Origin of the sequence: Fibrobacter sp. UWB16 (assembly GCF_900215325.1) — a bacterium.
In the GTDB taxonomy this organism is placed as follows: Bacteria; Fibrobacterota; Fibrobacteria; order Fibrobacterales; family Fibrobacteraceae; genus Fibrobacter.
In genome coordinates this window covers 450,160-466,931 of record NZ_OCMS01000001.1, presented here as the reverse complement: position 1 = coordinate 466,931, position 16,772 = coordinate 450,160, and the positions used below count along the sequence as shown (strand labels likewise).

At 49.2% G+C, this 16,772-nt stretch carries 16 protein-coding genes; 4 read left to right on the top strand and 12 right to left on the bottom strand.

What is annotated here, in order from left to right; translation table 11 throughout:
- Positions 1-12: 12 nt before the first annotated feature.
- Entirely contained in the window at positions 13-765 is a 753-nt protein-coding gene (locus tag CRN95_RS01965) for a hypothetical protein (RefSeq protein ID WP_088630324.1), read from the top strand.
- Between the two features lie 96 nt (positions 766-861).
- On the opposite strand, the gene gatA is transcribed toward CRN95_RS01965, so the two are convergent.
- From gatA to CRN95_RS01940, 5 genes are all read right to left on the bottom strand, one after another.
- The gene (gene gatA / locus CRN95_RS01960; RefSeq protein WP_073423080.1) at positions 862-2,280 is read right to left on the bottom strand and encodes an Asp-tRNA(Asn)/Glu-tRNA(Gln) amidotransferase subunit GatA; all 1,419 of its coding nucleotides are present in this window, start codon (positions 2,278-2,280) and stop codon (positions 862-864) included.
- On the bottom strand, positions 2,280-2,606 hold the full coding sequence (locus CRN95_RS01955) for a DUF4321 domain-containing protein (RefSeq protein WP_073423078.1): 327 nt from the start codon (positions 2,604-2,606) through the stop codon (positions 2,280-2,282). The genes gatA and CRN95_RS01955 overlap by 1 nt, the downstream gene beginning before the upstream one ends.
- A 71-nt stretch (positions 2,607-2,677) precedes the next feature.
- The gene (locus CRN95_RS01950) at positions 2,678-3,814 is read right to left on the bottom strand and encodes a cation diffusion facilitator family transporter (protein WP_097019961.1); all 1,137 of its coding nucleotides are present in this window, start codon (positions 3,812-3,814) and stop codon (positions 2,678-2,680) included.
- A 53-nt stretch (positions 3,815-3,867) separates the two neighbouring features.
- Entirely contained in the window at positions 3,868-4,545 is a 678-nt protein-coding gene (gene ung, locus CRN95_RS01945) for a uracil-DNA glycosylase (RefSeq protein WP_088630321.1), read from the bottom strand.
- Positions 4,546-4,547: 2 nt separating this feature from the next.
- Positions 4,548-5,978: a class I SAM-dependent methyltransferase gene (locus CRN95_RS01940; RefSeq protein ID WP_235002818.1), complete on the bottom strand. Its 1,431-nt coding sequence runs from the start codon at positions 5,976-5,978 to the stop codon at positions 4,548-4,550.
- A 128-nt stretch (positions 5,979-6,106) separates the two neighbouring features.
- Here CRN95_RS01940 and CRN95_RS01935 point away from each other — a divergent pair, with 128 nt between their 5' ends.
- The gene (locus CRN95_RS01935) at positions 6,107-7,420 is read left to right on the top strand and encodes a glycosyl hydrolase 53 family protein (RefSeq protein WP_235002817.1); all 1,314 of its coding nucleotides are present in this window, start codon (positions 6,107-6,109) and stop codon (positions 7,418-7,420) included.
- 75 nt (positions 7,421-7,495) lie between these two features.
- Entirely contained in the window at positions 7,496-7,621 is a 126-nt protein-coding gene (locus CRN95_RS15050) for a hypothetical protein (protein ID WP_255405556.1), read from the top strand.
- Positions 7,622-7,676: 55 nt separating this feature from the next.
- Here the strand turns inward: CRN95_RS15050 and CRN95_RS01930 are convergent, their stop codons facing one another.
- The 5 genes from CRN95_RS01930 to CRN95_RS01905 all read right to left on the bottom strand — a co-directional run bounded on the left by CRN95_RS01930 (position 7,677) and on the right by CRN95_RS01905 (position 13,916).
- Entirely contained in the window at positions 7,677-8,834 is a 1,158-nt protein-coding gene (locus CRN95_RS01930; protein ID WP_088630319.1) for a GTP-binding protein, read from the bottom strand.
- Positions 8,835-8,870: 36 nt separating this feature from the next.
- Positions 8,871-9,287, bottom strand: a complete 417-nt coding sequence (locus tag CRN95_RS01925) for a Fur family transcriptional regulator (RefSeq protein ID WP_073423067.1) — start codon at positions 9,285-9,287, stop codon at positions 8,871-8,873.
- 74 nt (positions 9,288-9,361) lie between these two features.
- On the bottom strand, positions 9,362-10,591 hold the full coding sequence (locus CRN95_RS01920; protein WP_235002816.1) for a glycoside hydrolase family 18 protein: 1,230 nt from the start codon (positions 10,589-10,591) through the stop codon (positions 9,362-9,364).
- A gap of 3 nt (positions 10,592-10,594) precedes the next feature.
- The gene (locus tag CRN95_RS14610) at positions 10,595-11,467 is read right to left on the bottom strand and encodes a hypothetical protein (RefSeq protein WP_141099852.1); all 873 of its coding nucleotides are present in this window, start codon (positions 11,465-11,467) and stop codon (positions 10,595-10,597) included.
- A gap of 67 nt (positions 11,468-11,534) precedes the next feature.
- The gene (locus tag CRN95_RS01905) at positions 11,535-13,916 is read right to left on the bottom strand and encodes an ATP-binding cassette domain-containing protein (RefSeq protein WP_097019959.1); all 2,382 of its coding nucleotides are present in this window, start codon (positions 13,914-13,916) and stop codon (positions 11,535-11,537) included.
- A 149-nt stretch (positions 13,917-14,065) separates the two neighbouring features.
- Between CRN95_RS01905 and CRN95_RS01900 the strand changes: the two genes are divergently transcribed.
- Positions 14,066-14,923: a fibrobacter succinogenes major paralogous domain-containing protein gene (locus CRN95_RS01900; protein WP_235002815.1), complete on the top strand. Its 858-nt coding sequence runs from the start codon at positions 14,066-14,068 to the stop codon at positions 14,921-14,923.
- A gap of 102 nt (positions 14,924-15,025) precedes the next feature.
- On the opposite strand, the gene CRN95_RS01895 is transcribed toward CRN95_RS01900, so the two are convergent.
- Both CRN95_RS01895 and CRN95_RS01890 read right to left on the bottom strand, forming a co-directional pair.
- Positions 15,026-15,628: a hypothetical protein gene (locus CRN95_RS01895; protein WP_097019958.1), complete on the bottom strand. Its 603-nt coding sequence runs from the start codon at positions 15,626-15,628 to the stop codon at positions 15,026-15,028.
- Positions 15,625-16,590 (bottom strand): YihY/virulence factor BrkB family protein, encoded by a 966-nt coding sequence (locus CRN95_RS01890; RefSeq protein ID WP_014547088.1) that lies wholly within the window; start codon positions 16,588-16,590, stop codon positions 15,625-15,627. Before CRN95_RS01890 ends, CRN95_RS01895 begins: the two co-directional genes overlap by 4 nt.
- Between the last annotated feature and the right edge of the window lie 182 nt (positions 16,591-16,772).

Below are 16,772 nucleotides of genomic sequence, written 5' to 3'. Positions count from 1 at the left end.
AAAGGAGTTGGTATGAATCGAACAAAACTTATTTTTGTGGTTTTGGTACTGTTGCTTTTGACTGGGTGTAGTCCGAGGGTTGTTATTTCTGAAAATTGGAATTGGCGCCCTGCGACAATAGCTGTGATTTTTACAAATCCGGTTGTTGCTAATACAGACGATATTGAAGATGACTTGCCGGAGTATGTTAATTCTTTTCCGGTGTGGATGTCTGCAGAATTAAAGAGAAACATTGAGGCTAAGGCCGAAGATTTTAATGATCATTCTCGGATGCATGTTTCTGTTGTTGCCTATCCGTTGGGCATTTCGGGTGCAAATAATTTTTATATGGGTGAATCCGGAGTGATGATAAACGATAGGGATGTTTTTGCTATTGATGATGAGCGATTAGCTTTGCCAGATGCTGATGTCTATTTGTTTGTCGATTCCATTCAAATCAATTCTGTGCTTACAGGTGGGGGATTGGGCTTGCTTGGACTTTTACTGCACGAAGGCGTCTTGACGATGTTGGGTAACTATGGTTTTTATGATGGCAAAACTCATGAGCGTTTAGGCTATGGCTCCTTGGGGGCTGTTGAACAGTATGCTTTTGGTGTTTCAAGATCCAACTGGGAAAACCTTATGGAAATTGCCGTTAAGAAATTGTTCGAGGATACGCCTGTTCTTGATTGTGCTTATTGCTCTGTACGTGCCGACGCTAATTGGAAAGAGAAAAGGGCTACAACGCCTCGTAAAGAGGCTCCGAAGAAGAGTGTCTGGGATTAGAAACGCTCAATTTTAAAAATTGCTCAAAAAACAAAAACGGCGCCTTGAAGGGCGTCGTTTTTTGCGAGTATCGCGGCTTTTGGAAACCGCGATATTTTACTTGTTCAAACGCTCGGTTGCTTCGGCGACTGCGAGCAAGTCTGCTTCCTGGAACGGCTTGCCAATCCACTGGAGGCCAACCGGGAGTCCGCCTGCCATACCGCACGGAACGCTCACGCCCGGGAGACCGGCGAGGTTCAAGCTAACGGTGTAGATGTCGGAGAGGTAAACGGCCATCGGATCGGATTCGTTCATGCCGCACTTGAGCGGGAGACCCGGCATCGTCGGGCTTGCAATCACGTCGCAAGTCTTGAATGCTTCGGTGAAGTCGTCCGTAATGAGGCGGCGAACCTTCTGGGCCTGCACGTAGTAAGCGTCATAGAAACCGGCGGAGAGAACGTAGCTTCCGAGGAGGATGCGGCGCTGCACTTCCTTGCCGAAACCTTCGCTGCGGGACTTGGCGTAAAGGTCGAAAAGCTTACGAGCTTCGGGACTGCGGTAGCCGTAACGCACGCCGTCGTAGCGGCTGAGGTTGGAACTAGCTTCTGCCGTTGCAATGATGTAGTAGCTGGACACTGCGTAGCTGATGTGCGGGAGGCTCACTTCCTTGATCGTGGCGCCTTCGGCTTCCATCTTCTTAAGCATGTTTTCGATGGCGGCCTTGCATTCTGCATCGAGGCCTTCGCCAAAGTATTCCTTCGGAACGCCGATGACCTTGCCCTTAACGCCAGTGCCGAGCTTTGCAGTAAAGTCTTCGGTCGGGCGTGTGCTCGTGGTGTTGTCGTGCGGGTCGATACCGCAAATCGCACCGAGGAGCGTTGCGCAGTCGCGGACGGTTGCACCGAACGGACCAATCTGGTCAAGAGAGCTTGCGTAGGCGAGGAGGCCGTAACGGGAAACGCGGCCGTAGGTCGGCTTCAAACCGACAACGCCCGTGCAGGCTGCCGGCTGGCGGATAGATCCACCCGTGTCGGAACCGAGAGCGCAAGGAACCGTGCCAGAGGCGACGGCGACTGCGGAACCACCCGAGGAACCACCCGGAACGCGGGATTCGTCGAGCGGATTCTTGACTGGGCCGTAGTAAGAGGTTTCGTTGCTGGAACCCATGGCAAATTCGTCCATGTTCGTCTTGCCGACGATGATGGCGCCTGCGGCTTCGAGTTTTTCAAGTGCTGTTGCAGTGTAGGGGGCAACAAAGTTATCGAGAATCTTGGAGGCGGCCGTGGTGCGGGTGCCGGTCAAGCACATGTTGTCCTTCACGGCGACCGGGATGCCATCGAGGGCGCCCAGAGATTTGCCTTCGGCGCGGCGCTTGTCGCTTTCCTTAGCGCGTTCGAGAGCGCGGTCGTTCAGCACCGAAATATAGGCGTTCAAATTCTTTGTAGATTCAATTTTTTCGAGGGAAGCCTGAGCGAGCTTTTCGGCAGTGGTGCTGCCGTTAGCCAGTTGAGCCTGAAGTTCCTGAATAGTCTGCATTATCTTTCTCCGGACCATTTCATGATGTAAAGAGCTAAACCCATGCCAACTGCACTTAGGGCATTCACCTTGAAGCCAAAACCAAGCGCAAATTTGACGAGGTACAAATCAATGACGACGGGCTGCGGGGTATCGCCAGAAAAACCGATACTGTAATCGGCAGCCGCAGTAAAAATGTGGTGAACGCTGTTATCGTATCCACCGGCGTTCAAGAGGACTCCGAGTTCGCCAAACAAAGCTCCGAGAGCTTCGCTCATGATGCCGCCTAAAATGAGGCCGACAAAAATAAAGAGGACGACACGTGCCAATGAGTTCTTGTGAGTCATGCCGCAAATATAACAATTTGCAATGTCTTCCTGAACCCTTTATGGGTGAAGGATCCAGTAAAACTTGAATATTATCCCAAATCGATATCGGGTGAAACCTGTATCGTGAAGTCGGGGTAAAGCTCAGCTGCTTCGCTCTTGATTGTATCGAGGGCTTCCTGGGCGTTCACGCCGAATTTGATGACCACGTCAAAGCGCATTTCCTTGGCTTCGATATCTACATAAAAACCGTGCATCTGGAGCGCCCAATCGTGTGACTTGACTTTGTCTAAAATCGTGTCGCGGATTTTGGCGGATTCGTCGTTTTGGGTATTGTAAGAGTAAACGCCGATAGCGGTGAGGATGACTCCTGTTTCGCGATAGACCTTCTTTTCGAGCTTGCGCGTGAGGGAATCCAGGTCGGCAACAGTCATTGTGTCGGGGAGTTCTACGTGCACGGAGGCGAGTTTCTTTTCGGGACCGTAATCGTTGATGACGAGGTCGTATGCGCCGTGGATGCCTTCTTCGCTGCGGATGAGGCTTTTGATTTGCTTGGTGAGTTCGCTGTCGTTTTGCTTGCCGAGCAAGTCGCTCACGGTGTCCTTCAACATTTCAAAGCCGGCTTTGATAATGAATATGGAAATGAGGACGCCAACGTAGGCTTCGAGCGAGAGACCCGTGAAAATGAAGATGAGTGCCGAGGCGAGAACGGAAAGGGAGAGGATGGCGTCAAAGAGTGCATCGGAGCCGGAGGCGATGAGCGAACCGGAATCCACGCGTTCGCCTTGCGATTTCACGTAACGCCCGAGGACGACTTTCACGACTACGGCGATGGCGATGATGACTAGTGAAATGGTGGAGTAATCGGCTTCTTCGGGGTGGATGATTTTTTTGATGGATTCCACACAAGAGGTGATGCCCGCGTAAATCACGATGGAGGCGATGACCATGGCGGTCAGGTATTCAATGCGGCCGTAACCGAGCGGGTGCTTTTCGTTGGGCAATTTTCGCGAGAGTTTGTTGCCGACAATCGTGATGATGGACGAGAGCGCGTCCGAGAGGTTGTTTACGGCGTCGAGAACGACAGCGATGGAGTTCGCCATAAGGCCGATAACCGCCTTGACACTCGCGAGAATGACGTTCGTGACAATCCCGACAACGCTAGTCTTGACGATGACTTTATTGCGGTTTTCTTCGTTGTGCTTTTCTTCATTGCAGTTCTTTGCCATATGATTCTCCTACTAAATTCTCTCGTCTGTAGCCGCTTGCGGCGTTCTCTCGTCTATTTAATGCTCCAGTCGATGGGTTCAAGTCCTTTGCTGACAAGGTAAGCGTTTGCTTTGCTGAAGTGCTTGCAACCGAAGAATCCGCGGTATGCCGAAAGCGGGCTCGGGTGCGGCGCGGTGAGAATCAGGTGACCGCGATTGGGCGCGATGAGCACTTGCTTTTTGATGGCGAAACTACCCCAGAGCAAAAAGACGAGGTTTTCGCGGACTTGCGAAAGACGCTGGATAATCGTGTCCGTGAACTGCTGCCAGCCAATGCCTGCGTGGCTTGCCGCCATGTGGGCGCGCACCGTGAGCGATGCGTTTAAAAGCAAAATTCCCTGGTGAGCCCAGCCTTCCAAGTTCCCGTGTGGTGGCGGTGTGATGCCGAGGTCATCGTGGAGTTCCTGGAAAATGTTCACGAGGGATGGCGGCGGCTCGATTCCAAACGGCACCGAGAAGCAAAGCCCGTGAGCCTGACCTGGATTGTGGTACGGGTCTTGTCCGATGATGACGGCCTTGACTTTATCGACGGGGCAATAGTCTAGGGCCGCAAAAATCTGCGGTCCGGGGGGATACACCACGTGATGTTCCGCGTGTTCCTGCAAAAGTTTTGCCTTGATTTGCTTAAAATACGGCTGTTCGAACTGGTCGGCGAGCAGTTTTAGCCAAGATTGTTCAAGTTTTACGGACATGGTTAGGTTGTAGGTGTTTGGTTATAGGTTTTAGGAACGGCTCCGCCGCTTGTCATGCCCGCGGAGGCGGGCATCTCCTTTACAGGATTCGCGAGTATCGCGATTTTCTCGCCGTCGAGACGTGTGTAGAATAACGTTGCGCTGTTTTTGCCTTTGGGCTTGAGGCGTTTGATTTCTTGATCGGGGTCGACTTTGACGCCTCGCAACTTGAGCGTGAGTTTTCCAATGTCGTGCGATTTGAGCATCGCGCGGACGGCGCCTGTCGAAATCTCGGACGATTCCAAAATCTCGTAGTTGGCGAAGGCGGGCGAGGGGAGTGGTTTTTCGCTGGTTACGTAAGCTATGCCCGGCGAAATCAGATGCGTGGTTTCGTCGTGCGCGAGGGCGACCACTCCAAAGAGGTGGCTGCGGAGCAATACTGGTGCGGGTTCCGCGATGAACTTTGAAATTCCGCCAAGAGGCAAGTCGGATTCGCTGCTCGATGTGCGGTAAACGCGGTCGCGCCCTTCGAGTTCGTAATTGTGATCGTATTGCGATTGCTCGTTCTCGTTGCGGGCTTCGCGTTTTTCGTCGCGGGCGAATGTCCAGTTGGCAATTTCGTTCCCTGTTTTGTCGACCATCACGGCGCGGACATGGTCGGGATTCTTGGCGAGCTCGCCGAACAGTACCAAACATTCTCGGCAGTCCGTGCGAGAACCGATGTACAGGATTTCTGTGCCTTGCGGGATTTCGCAAATGGGGTATCCGGGCGGAATTTTTGCCATGCCGCCTTTGTAGTGCTTCGAAATTTCGATGACTTCTTCGAATGTGGGCGTGAGGTTGCGCAGGTCACGCTGGTTCTCGCCTTCAATCGCGCGGCGGGCAGGGTCAATCGTGAAATAGTCGGCTTTGGGGCGGGCGAGCGTCGCATTCTTGGAATCGTTTTCTTTGGTGACTTCGCGGACATCGGCGAGGATGGTGTGCGCGTCGCTAGATTCTTGCGAGACACCTCGCATTACGCTGCTGTTGTAGCGGAACATTGCAAGTCGGTTTTCGTCGAGGTCCACGCCGATGGTCAAAAAGTCCTTGGGCAGGTAGAAGGAATCGCCGCCCATGCCGCAGCAAAGGTCGTGTACGACGGGGGTGCCTTCACTACTGTTCTTGTTCGTTTGGCGAGCGCATTCCCAAAGCGTAGCTTTCCAGCGTCCGATATCTTGCGCTGTGCTCTGTTCCAGCGCTAGTTTGTCGCAAAGGAGGAACGCGGTACTCTCGATTCCGAATTTTTCGCGAAATTTTGGCACGAGAGCCATATAGTCCATAATGACGGCTCGTTCTTCGTTGCTGAATTCCTTGGCTAGCTGCGTCGAAACTTGCAATGCATCCAATTTTTTCTTGGTTGCAAGCTTGATGAAATCCTGAACTTTAGCCGAAGTGAGTAAATCCGCGTTGAACATGCTAGAAATTTAATTTTTATGCGGGAATTTTACAATTTAAAATTTTGAGGATTAGCGATTAAGATGTATTTTTATGTATGTCATTCCCGCCTCTGAGCGGAAATCTCCTTTAATAGGATTGGGTTGGTATGAAGTTTTTGAAAAATCTTGCGGCGTGCGTGTCTTGCGCTTCTGTTGCTTTGCTAATGCAATCTTGTGGTGACGATACGGCTTCGTCGCCTGTTTATGCTTTGAGTTCTTCGTCTGTGCAAGAATCTTCGTCATGTCATTCCGGACTTGATCCGGAATCATCTTCTAGCGTACCGGAATCCTCGGCTCAAGAATCCTCGTCGTCTGTTGAAAATTTATCGTCCTCTAGTCAAGATGTGGGTGGCCCCTCGTCCTCGGAAACTTCTTTGTCGGCAGGGACGGAATCGTCTTCAGCCGTGGCGACATCGTCTGCGGTAGAACCGACGTCGTCTGAAACGTTGCAGAGTTCCTCCTCGTCCGAAGCTCAGTCATCGGTGACAGAATCCTCGTCGTCTTCTAATGCGTCGCAACCCTCCTCTGCAATAGAATCCTCGTCATCGCAAGCGCCCAATTCATCTTCTGCACAACCTATAAAAATTGATTTCTACAATGGCGCCGATATTTCCGAAGTCCAGGAATACGAACGAAATAATACGAAGTTCTACGATGTCGATGGCAAAGAAAGCGACATCTTCACAATCCTGGAAAATCACGGATTTAACTCCATTCGCTTGCGCACGTTTGTTTCGCCCAAGGCAAAGTACGGCTATGCGGCGAGCGGTTGCGGTCATGATTCCGAAGCGTATGGAGACAAAGACCACGTTGTTGCTTTTGCCAAGAAAGTCAAAGCGGCGGGCATGGGGCTTCTCGTTGATATCCATTACAGCGATGTCTGGGCGGATCCTGGCAAGCAGATTATCCCCGAACGCTGGCGTAACGTGAATAATGCCAATGCGATGGCGGATTCCGTGTACGCATACACCAAGGATTTGATGATTGCACTTAAGAATGCTGGTGCAACGCCAGACATGGTGCAAGTTGGCAATGAAACGACTCCAGGCATCTTGATCCACAAGCCAAACAGCAAAACAGACTGTTGGGGAAATGGTGTCGATAAGGCTGCGACTTCTGTCAATGGCGATATGGGAACATCGGCGGGCAAGGCAAATGCCGCCAAGTATTTCAATGCGGGCATCAAGGCGGTCAAGGATGTTTCGCCGACAACGAAAACGGTGCTCCACATCGAAAGCATCCGCAAAGAAGAAACCGTAAAGTGGTGGATGGGCGTCATCTTTGATGACTATAAAATCCCTGCTGACGTGATGGGCTTCTCCGCTTACACGGCATACGGCGACGGCACACCCGATAAGTGGAAAAATTTGTTCAATACGATTACGACAAAGTATTCAAAATTGGAATTTATCGTTGCGTAATACAATGGTGGTGATTCCGATAACCACTACAATTTCGACAAATCCCGCCAAAAGACTCGTGAATCCGTCCGCGAAATGAACCGCTGGATCGGCTCGTTCTTCTGGGAACCGACAATCGGCGGTGCGTGGGGCTCGGGACTTTTTGACTGGCGTGGCAACGACCTTTACGCAAACGCTAAGGCTTTTGAAGAGTTTTTCTAAAAACGTAAAAGGGACCTTGCGGTCCCTATGCTATTTCAGCTCGTTTTTTTTGCGGTTATGCAAACGCTCTTTCGTCAAGACATTTTTCAAGCTCGACAATGATGTCGTCCTTGTTGTAGCCTTTGCCGATGAACACAACCTGGTTTTCGCGGTCGCCAAATTGAGTGTCCCAGTTTTCTTTTATTTCAGGATTTTCGTCAATGTACGATTGCTTTACGTCTTCGCGCAGAGCATCAATCCAGTACGAAACGGGCAAAATCGAGGAATTACGACCTGCCTGTTCGAAAAGCTGCACGTCCTTGCTGGCGTCTGAAAACCAGATGTAGCCCTTGGAACGGATGAGCTGTGACGGGTATCTGTTGTTGACAAATTCCATAAAGCGGGTTCTGTTGAACGGGCGTCTAGCTTCGAAAACGAACGATGTGATTCCGTATTCGTCAACGCAACCATTGTTCTTGCGACCTGGCTGGGTTAATGTTGCGGTAGCCTTCTGGATGGCCGAAGAGGAATCAATTTGATCATAGTTGAACGGCTTTGTCGTCATGATTTTTTCGATGTCGATATCGCCGTTGACGGAATGGATAATCGGGGCTCGCGGCTGGAAATCGCGAACAACGGATTCCACTTCCTTGAGCTGGTCTGCGCTGAGTAGGTCGCACTTGTTCAAAATGATGAAATTGCAGAATTCGATCTGATCTACAATCAGTGTGGAAATTTCTTCATCGCTCAAGTCGTACTTTTCGGCGAGCGAATCTCTTTCTTCTCTTTTCTGCTTTAATTCGCTAAGGAATTCGCGGTAAATTCTATCGCCATCGACCACTGTGACGATGGATGTCAAGTAAACATTCGTATTCGGGTTGTCTTCTTCGTAAGCAAGGAAACTTGCGCTCACCGCACCCGGATCGCTGATGCCGGAGGCTTCGACAAATACGACTTCAATGGAATCGAGGTTGGAAATTTTTTCAATCTGCTGGATGAATTCATCGCGCAAGGTGCAGCAGATGCATCCGTTTTGCAATTCGAACATCGGGCATTCGGTGACGTTCGAACCGTTCTTTTTCAAAATCTCAGCATCGACGTTGATGCTACCCATATCGTTTACGATTAGGGCGACTTTTCTCTTTTCTTGCTTGAGAAGATTGTTCAAAAGCGTGGTTTTACCCGACCCCAAATACCCGGTGATGAGTACCACCGGTTTCTTATTCTTTTTCATAAGAATCCTTTGTAAAAAAAATATGTAATTAAGTTGTTAGCTCGCTAGGCGGCAGTTCTCACAAAGTCCGTAAAAAACAGTGCGGAATGGATCAAGTGCAAAACCATGTTCTGCCATCAGGTGCGAACTCAGCTGTTCAAGATCGTGACATTCGAGATGGATGAGCGTGCCGCATTTTTCGCACTTCAGGTGAAAATGCGAAACTTCTTTGTGGCATTCTTCGCCCATGTATTGGAAGCAGGCGGCGTTCTGTTCGCCAAGGAAATACTTTTGAACAACGCCCATCGCCACAAACTTTTCAATCTGGCGATAGATAGTTGCAATGCCGATAGAAATGTTCTGCTTCTGGAAATAAGCCGCCACGTCTTCTGCTGTGAAATGGCGGCCCTGCATCGCTTTGAAGCAAGATAGGAGCAGTTCCTGCTGTTTGGTTTTGTATTTAATAATGCCCATGCTTATCTCGAAATTTGATAACCGTTATCAAATTATACTAAAGTAAGAGATGTTTGGCAAGGGGAAAGGTATATTTACGGTTCCACTCTAAAAATAAACTTGTTCTTTAGGCGACTTTCGTGGCCTTTGTTTTGTACGCTTTTTCCGAGGGCATCTACGCGCTTTGTTTGCGCATTCGTTTTTTTCGAGGCGTCTAGCCGAGAGCTCGTCGCACGCTTCTTGTGAATGTCACGGATTCCCGTCGTTTCTTCGCGCAGTATGACAGCGATGCTATCGAGAATCGGATTTCCGACGCCTTCGATGTAGTCGTGCGAAACTTCCCAGACCATGATGCCTGCGTAACCATTCTCCTTGACCCATCGCGATTTGACGGCGGAAGAATGCGGGTCTTCGAAGGTCACGTATCCGGTTGAAGATACGCCGTAGGGCTCTACAGCGACGCTGTCATAGAAGTATTTCCAGTCGGTGTTTGTGACGATATCTTTGTATGCGATTTGCTTGGCGGTTCCTTTGGTAAAGTCTGTGCCCGGTCCTGTTGCTCCTTGAAATTCAAAGCCGAATGACGGAATTCCAAAGACCATTTTTTCTGTCGGGACGCCGCGCTTTTTCCAATAGTCGCGTGTTTCTTCCCACGACCATGTGGTGTATCCATCGTGTGGGTATAGCGGCGAATCGAACATGGCTTTGTCATCCCAGTCGCCGGTAATATCGTAAGTCATAAAGCCGAACCAGTCCAAGTTTTTCACGAGAACTTCGGCTGTGAACCATTTTCCGTAATAGGGCGAGCAGGGGAGCGCTGCCGAAAGGCTTTTGTCTTTGGGGAGGGCTTCGCGTAGTTCTGTGAGCAATTTGCTGTAGGCGATAGTGTCTGCCTCGGGGACGGGATTGTATTCCCATTCCCAGTCCATATCAAGCCCGTCGAGATTGTGGTCAGCGACGTATTTGACGAGGTTTGCGACGAATTTTTGACGGAGCGCATCGTTTGATGCAACGGGCACGAAGTTGTCGCTTTGTCCGCCACCGCCGAGCGAGACGATGACTTTTGTACCGGCTGCATGGGCGAGCGTTACCATTTCGTCGAGTGCGCTTGGGTCTTCTGCAGCATCTCCGCGCAATGAACCATCCGTGTTTGGCGTGATGAAACTCCACAGCACGTGTGTTAATTTGTTGTACGGAACTTTATCTACAGTGTAGGCGGGCTTGTGCCATTTGCCCCAATCGGGGTAATAACCGATAAACAGCGGAGCGGCCCATGCTGAGCAAAATGCTGCGTAAAGTAAAATCGAGAGTGCAAACTTTTTCACGTGCTACTCCTTTTTTAAACATTCGTCAATTGAATTTTGGATGAACGCTTGATAGTATGGGTTTATCGTAGAAATTCCATCGCATATTTGCGTCTTTGCTAGAATTCCTATAAAGGCGCTGTTATGCTCTTGCGCGGTGTTGATACATGCTTGTTCATCACTAGAGAGTAATTTTTCTTTTTTTACGCTGTCAATGTATGCTTGTGTATCATCGAAAACATCAGGATCTGTTCCGTATACAAAATCTGTTTTTTGACAAAGTGGGGATGGTGCTGGAGAAGAAAACTTAGTCTTGTATTCTTCGAAAGAATAGAGAAGGCTGTCTATTACGTAATAATCTTTTTTCCCTGGGTCGAAGTATTTTTTTTCATAAGCACTGTCGTTGGAACATTTGAATAAATCTATATGTTCGTAACTGACGCAATGTGTTTCGATAAGGAGATTGCTGCCGATTTTCTCAAGTTCCTTTTCGATTTCGTTAAGTTCTTCTAATGAACGGGAGTCATTTTGTTCAAGACTATTTATTAATTGATATATTTTATGATGCCCATTCATGTCTCCAACGCAAAAACCGGAGTATGATTTTTCTAATTTACACGTGATTGAAGTGTCTCTTGCTAGTTTATATGGGCCTAATTTTTCGACGCTGGAACTGCTTGGAATGATTTCAATTGAACTGCTTGAAAAAACTTCTGTAGAACTACTTGAAACTGTTTCAGAACTACTCAATGGAATGTCGGTAGAACTGCTTGAATACGTTTCACTTTCATTGCTGTATGGAACGGATGAAAAATTTTCGCTGTCTCCGCCGCAACTAGCCCAAAATAGAGCTGTGGCCGAAAACAAAATCCTTTTCCAGTATTTGCGAATGTTCATAAATCCTCCTTGCAACGTCCCGTGCGGTACATCTAAAATATAATTTTTGAATTACAGAAAGATATTTTTATTTCCGCTTCAGTTCCACCACATAATCCGCGGCGTCGACGAAGTCTTGTGCATGTTCAATAGCAATGACGGTGTGGCCGGCATTGCAAAGTCCGTGAATGAGGTCGAGCAATTGCTGAATATCCTTTTGATGGAGACCGCGGGCGGGTTCGTCAAAGAGAAATAGCGTGTTCGGCGCTTTGGCTCGCGCGAGTGTAATGGAAAGGCGGAGTCGAGCGCGTTCGCCACCGGAGAGGTGTGCTGTCGTTTGACCGAGTTTCAAGTAGTCAAGGCCTGTGTCTACAAGCGGTTTCAGTTTTTCAGCGAACGGCTTCATGTTCGTGAAGAGCTTGTATGCGCTGCCGATTTCCATGTCCAAGATGTCAGCTATGGAAAGCGACTTGAATCGGATTTCCAAGACTTCATCGCGAAAGCGCTTGCCGAGGCAAACGGGGCATTCGGATTCTTCGTAGCCGAGCGGATCGTAGATGACTCCTTCGCCTTTGCAATTTTCGCAGCGACCGCCGGGGGCGTGCATGCTGAATTTGGAGGCGGTGTAGCCACGTACTTTGCTTTCGGGGAGCTTGGCGAACAAGTCGCGTAATAGTGTGGTGAGGCCGATGGCGCTCAAGACGGTGCTGCGTTTGCTTCCGTGAAAATCTCCGGTTGTGAGAATCGAAAGAGCGTCGATGCCGAGGCTCTTGAATTCTTCGGCTTTGGCGCGTTTGGCGATGTTTTCAAAAAGGAGTGTCGATTTTCCGCTGCCGCTTTGGCCGGTAATCACGCTGAATTTATTGATGGGGAAGGCTGCGTTGACTGGCGCCATGTCAAACTTCGCGAAGTTTTCAACGAGAATCGCTGTGCTTTCTTTGGTGTTTTGGATTGCCGCCGAGCGGGAATCTCCTTTTACACCTAATTCACGAATCCACTTTCCTGTGGGCGATCCCGGATTGTTCAGCACTTCGTCGCGAGAGCCTTGGAACAAAATCTCGCCGCCCTTTTCACCTGCGCCCGGCCCCATTTCGATAATGTAGTCGGCTCGCCTGATAATTTGCGGATTGTGCTCAATGAGTACGAGCGTGTTGCCGCGCTTGCGGATTTTTTCGAGAACTTTCCAAAGAGCCGTGACATCGCTAGCATGGAGACCGCTGGCGGGTTCGTCAAGCGCTATCAAAAGACCATTCAAATGTCCGGTGCTAAGGCTTGCGAGCTTGAGTCTTTGCAATTCGCCGCCCGAAAGCGTTTGTCCCGCGCGTCCTGGCGTGAGGTAGCCAATGCCCAAATCGTTGATGGCTTCAATACGGTCGAGGAGCGAATTGAATGTCGCTTTTAAATTTTGCCCGATTTTGTTATCGAAAATTTTGTGCAGAAGTTCTGGTAAATCTGCAAATTCCGTCGTGAGAATTTGCTTGTAACTGACATCGTCTACAGTCGCGTTCAAGTATGTTTTCTTGAGGCGGAGCCCGTGACAGTGCGGGCATTCTGCGTTTTCGTCCTCGTCGTTTTCCGGGACTTCCAAAAGTCCAGTGCCGTCGCAATATTCGCAGACACTGGTGCGGCTGTATGGCGAGAAAGCACGCGCATCTAGGCTCGCAATAGCTTCTCGTATGTCGCTTGTTTGGTGCTGTTTGTCGTTTGCATTCGGGCAGCACGGCTTTGTACTATAGAACTTGCGTTCGCCAGCAATGTCAAGCGTAATTGCAGAGTGCGTGAGCTTTAGCGTTCCGTCAACGGCTTCTGCGATTCGCGTACGTGTATTTTCACGAACGATGATTCTATCAACGATGATGAAAAATTCCTTGGGTGTCAAGACTTTTTCGCCGGGCAGCAGGTCAGCAAGCGAATACATCGTGCCATCGGCCAACGCTCGCGTAAAACCTTGTGCCAAAAACACCGCCGATAGCTTGTCGAGCGTCGTGCGACTTCCATTTAACTCGATTTTCGCCAAAAACTGTAGTTTTGTCCCTATTGGCATTCCCGCAATTTCGCGGATGATCTCTTCGCGGCTCTGGCTCACCATCGGGGCTCCGCAAATGGGGCAGGCGGGCTTTGCAAACGCAGCGAATAATGTTCGCAGTGCATTGTCACATTCGGCAATCGAAAGCGCAGATGCTTTCGCGGGCGCTTCTCCACGCGTGGCGGCAATCGCTAAACTCGCCGGAAGTCCTTCGGCACTGTCGAGCGGAATGCTTCGCTTGCCTCCGAGTAAATCCGCAGCAAAAGGCGAGAGCGTCTCAAGGTAACGCCGCTTGCTTTCGCCATGGAGCGTGTCCATCACGAGTGTCGATTTTCCGCAACCCGAAGGTCCGCACACAACCGTAATTTTCCCCAGCGGAAACTGGGCGTTGACATTTTTTAAATTATGGAGTCTGCAACCGCGAATCGAAATGTAATCAAGCATCGATTAAAAGATAATTTTATAAAAAGTGGCTTGCACTGAAAATGTAAGGATTTTTCTGTAAAAAACTCATTGCATAACGCGACATAGTCGCGGTTCCGATTACTATATTTCGTATTATGAATAAATTCGCTCTTCGTATATTGATTTTCATGATGATTTTCCTTCTCGCTTGCGATGATGATAGCGGCTCAATTACTGAGCCTTCGGACGAGTCTTCCTCTAGCGTTGTTCAATCTTCGTCTTCGGCAAAAACAAAAAAATCGTCAAGCAGCAGTTTTGCAAAATCGAGTTCTGGCAAAAAAACGTCATCGTCGAGTAAAAAAAACGAGCAATCCTCATCTTCTACTAATCGTAGCTCGTCTAGTGTTGTTTCGTCGTCTTCAGACAAGCGTAGCTCATCCAGTGTAGCTTCGTCGTCAGCACGTTCAAGTTCTTCTAGTGTGTCCCTGATAGTTGATCCTTCTACAGTAGTCGTGGATTCCATAATAGACTCCCGCGATGGTCAAACGTACAAGACTGTGTCCATCGGCGCCCAGACGTGGATGGCTCAAAACCTTAACTACGAAATGGAAAGTAGTTTCTGTGGTGATGATGGCTGTGTGAGGTACGGTCGTTATTATAAATGGGATGCAGCTACGGTTGCTTGCCCTTCAGGTTGGCATCTGCCGACGCTGGAAGAATTTGAAACATTGTTTACTGCTGTTGGTGGTAAAAAAATAGCGGCAAAAGCGCTTAAATCGACGAGTGGGTGGAAAAATAGAAATGATGGTACGAGTGGTAACGGCTCGGATGATTTCGGTTTCTCGGCATTGCCGGCAGGTTACAGAAAAAACAATGGAACTTTTGAACATGTAGGTGAATTTTTGGAATTCTGGAGTTCTACAGAGTTTGAATATTCACATGAATACGATGTGTACGACATCGGCATAGGTTATCATTATGATGGTGCAATTGTAGATTATAGCTCTAGAAGCAATGGCTATTCAGTTCGTTGCGTAAAGGATTGAAAAAGCCCGCGCAGTTCACTTCTGCCGGGCCATTTTTCATTAGAATCTTTACTGGTTCCCTCGCGCTGCTCGGGATGACGAGCTAGTGTTCGGGATGATGAACTAAAATTCCTTAAACGTGAATCTCAGTTCTCCAAACGGAGTGCGGAAATCCTTGTTCTGGAGGTTGTTTTCTTCGATGCCGGCGAACAGCCTGTAGCCACCGCCAATGGAAACTTCGAGAAGTTTCGTGACGCGGAAGTTGAATTGAGCGGCGAAGTCAGCAACAAAGAATGCGTCTTCGGCCTTGAATCCGTCTTCATCACCCTTGTCCATAAAATCGACTTCACCACCGCCAATGCTCATGGGAAGCGAAATCGAAAAGAAACCATCGCGGAAAACGACCGGTTCGACAAATGCACCGAATGCATGGTAGTCGATCATCTGAGAATGGTGAACCTTTGGGTTTTGCACGTCGCTAAGGATCGATGAACTGTATGCACCCAGGCTAATGTAGGGATTCAGCACGAGGCCGATGCGGAGAGTCATGAAAATTGTGCCATCGCGGGCAATCAACGAGTTGCCGCCGCTAACGCCCAAAAGAGCGCTCCATCCCGATGTATCCAATTTACCCGGTTCGTAATCTTGGGAACCCTGGAGTTCTGCGTGGGAACTTACGGCGAGCGAGAGCGCCATGAGGAGAGATGTCAAAAGTTTTGTTTTCATAGTCCGTCCGTGTTTCCTTCCCATCTCCAGTTCTTTGCGCTGACTGCTGGCCAGTGGCAGATTGTCCACACGAGACTGTTGCCGCACAAAATGATGGACCAGACGCCAAAGAGCAAGAAGAGGAATAGTGGAATAAAAGCGAGTGATCCGTAGAAAATGGACATGCGCGTGACCATTGCCGTTTGGATGAGCATCAGAATCTTCACGTAGATGTTGATGGCAAGCCAAGAAAGCAAAGTCGAGAGCATCGACGCCAAGAACAGCTTACGGCGGGTGTAGGGCTTGTGGCCTGCCGGGCGCGCCGGGAGCGCATAAAGCATAATGAAAATCACGAGGAGAGCCGCGATGTGGAATGCCGAGTACCAGAATACGGTGATGAGCGCCTTGATGACTTCTGGCGAAAAGTGGAATCCGTCAACAATGATGACTTTGAGCACGTTCTGCACATGGTTCACGAATCCTGCGAACATGCCGACCACGGCAGCCCCAATGAGGAGGAACGGCGTGTAAATCTTAATCTGGCGAATCAAAGTTCTGGAAGTCTTGTTTTCCCAGACAACGTTGAAGTTCGTTTCGAGGCTTCCGAACGCGAGGATAAATGTGACAAAAAGACCGCCTGCACCGATAAATCCGAGTTTTTTGATGGGAATGTGCTCGGCATTTTCGACGATGTCCATGATTTGCTCGGTCGGCCAGTCCAGATTGAGCATGTCAATCACGATGGGGAGGTAGTCCGAAATGAAGTTACCGAACCCGACAGCGAGAGTGATGGAGGTGAGCATGATGAGGAGTGGAACGACTGCCACGAGCGTCGTGTAGGTCAAAGATGCGGCACGGGTCATTCCGTGATAGTACAGGAATGACTTTCCGGTGACAACCATGATTTTTACAAATGTCGGAGAACGGGCTGCGATATGATCGAACAGCCATTCCCACGAAAAATTTTTCCACCAATGCGGCATACTCGTGTTAAATATAGTTAAAGGAACGACTTACGAGAACTTTTGGCGCGTTTCGTTTCGTTTTTTTACGAAAACTGAACTTTTTGTGGTCGAAATTTCCTAAAAACAGGTTTACTAATGTAGACAAATAATAAATTCCTTTTGTGGACTTTTTCTAGCAAATTATCGTTTGAAAGTTAAAA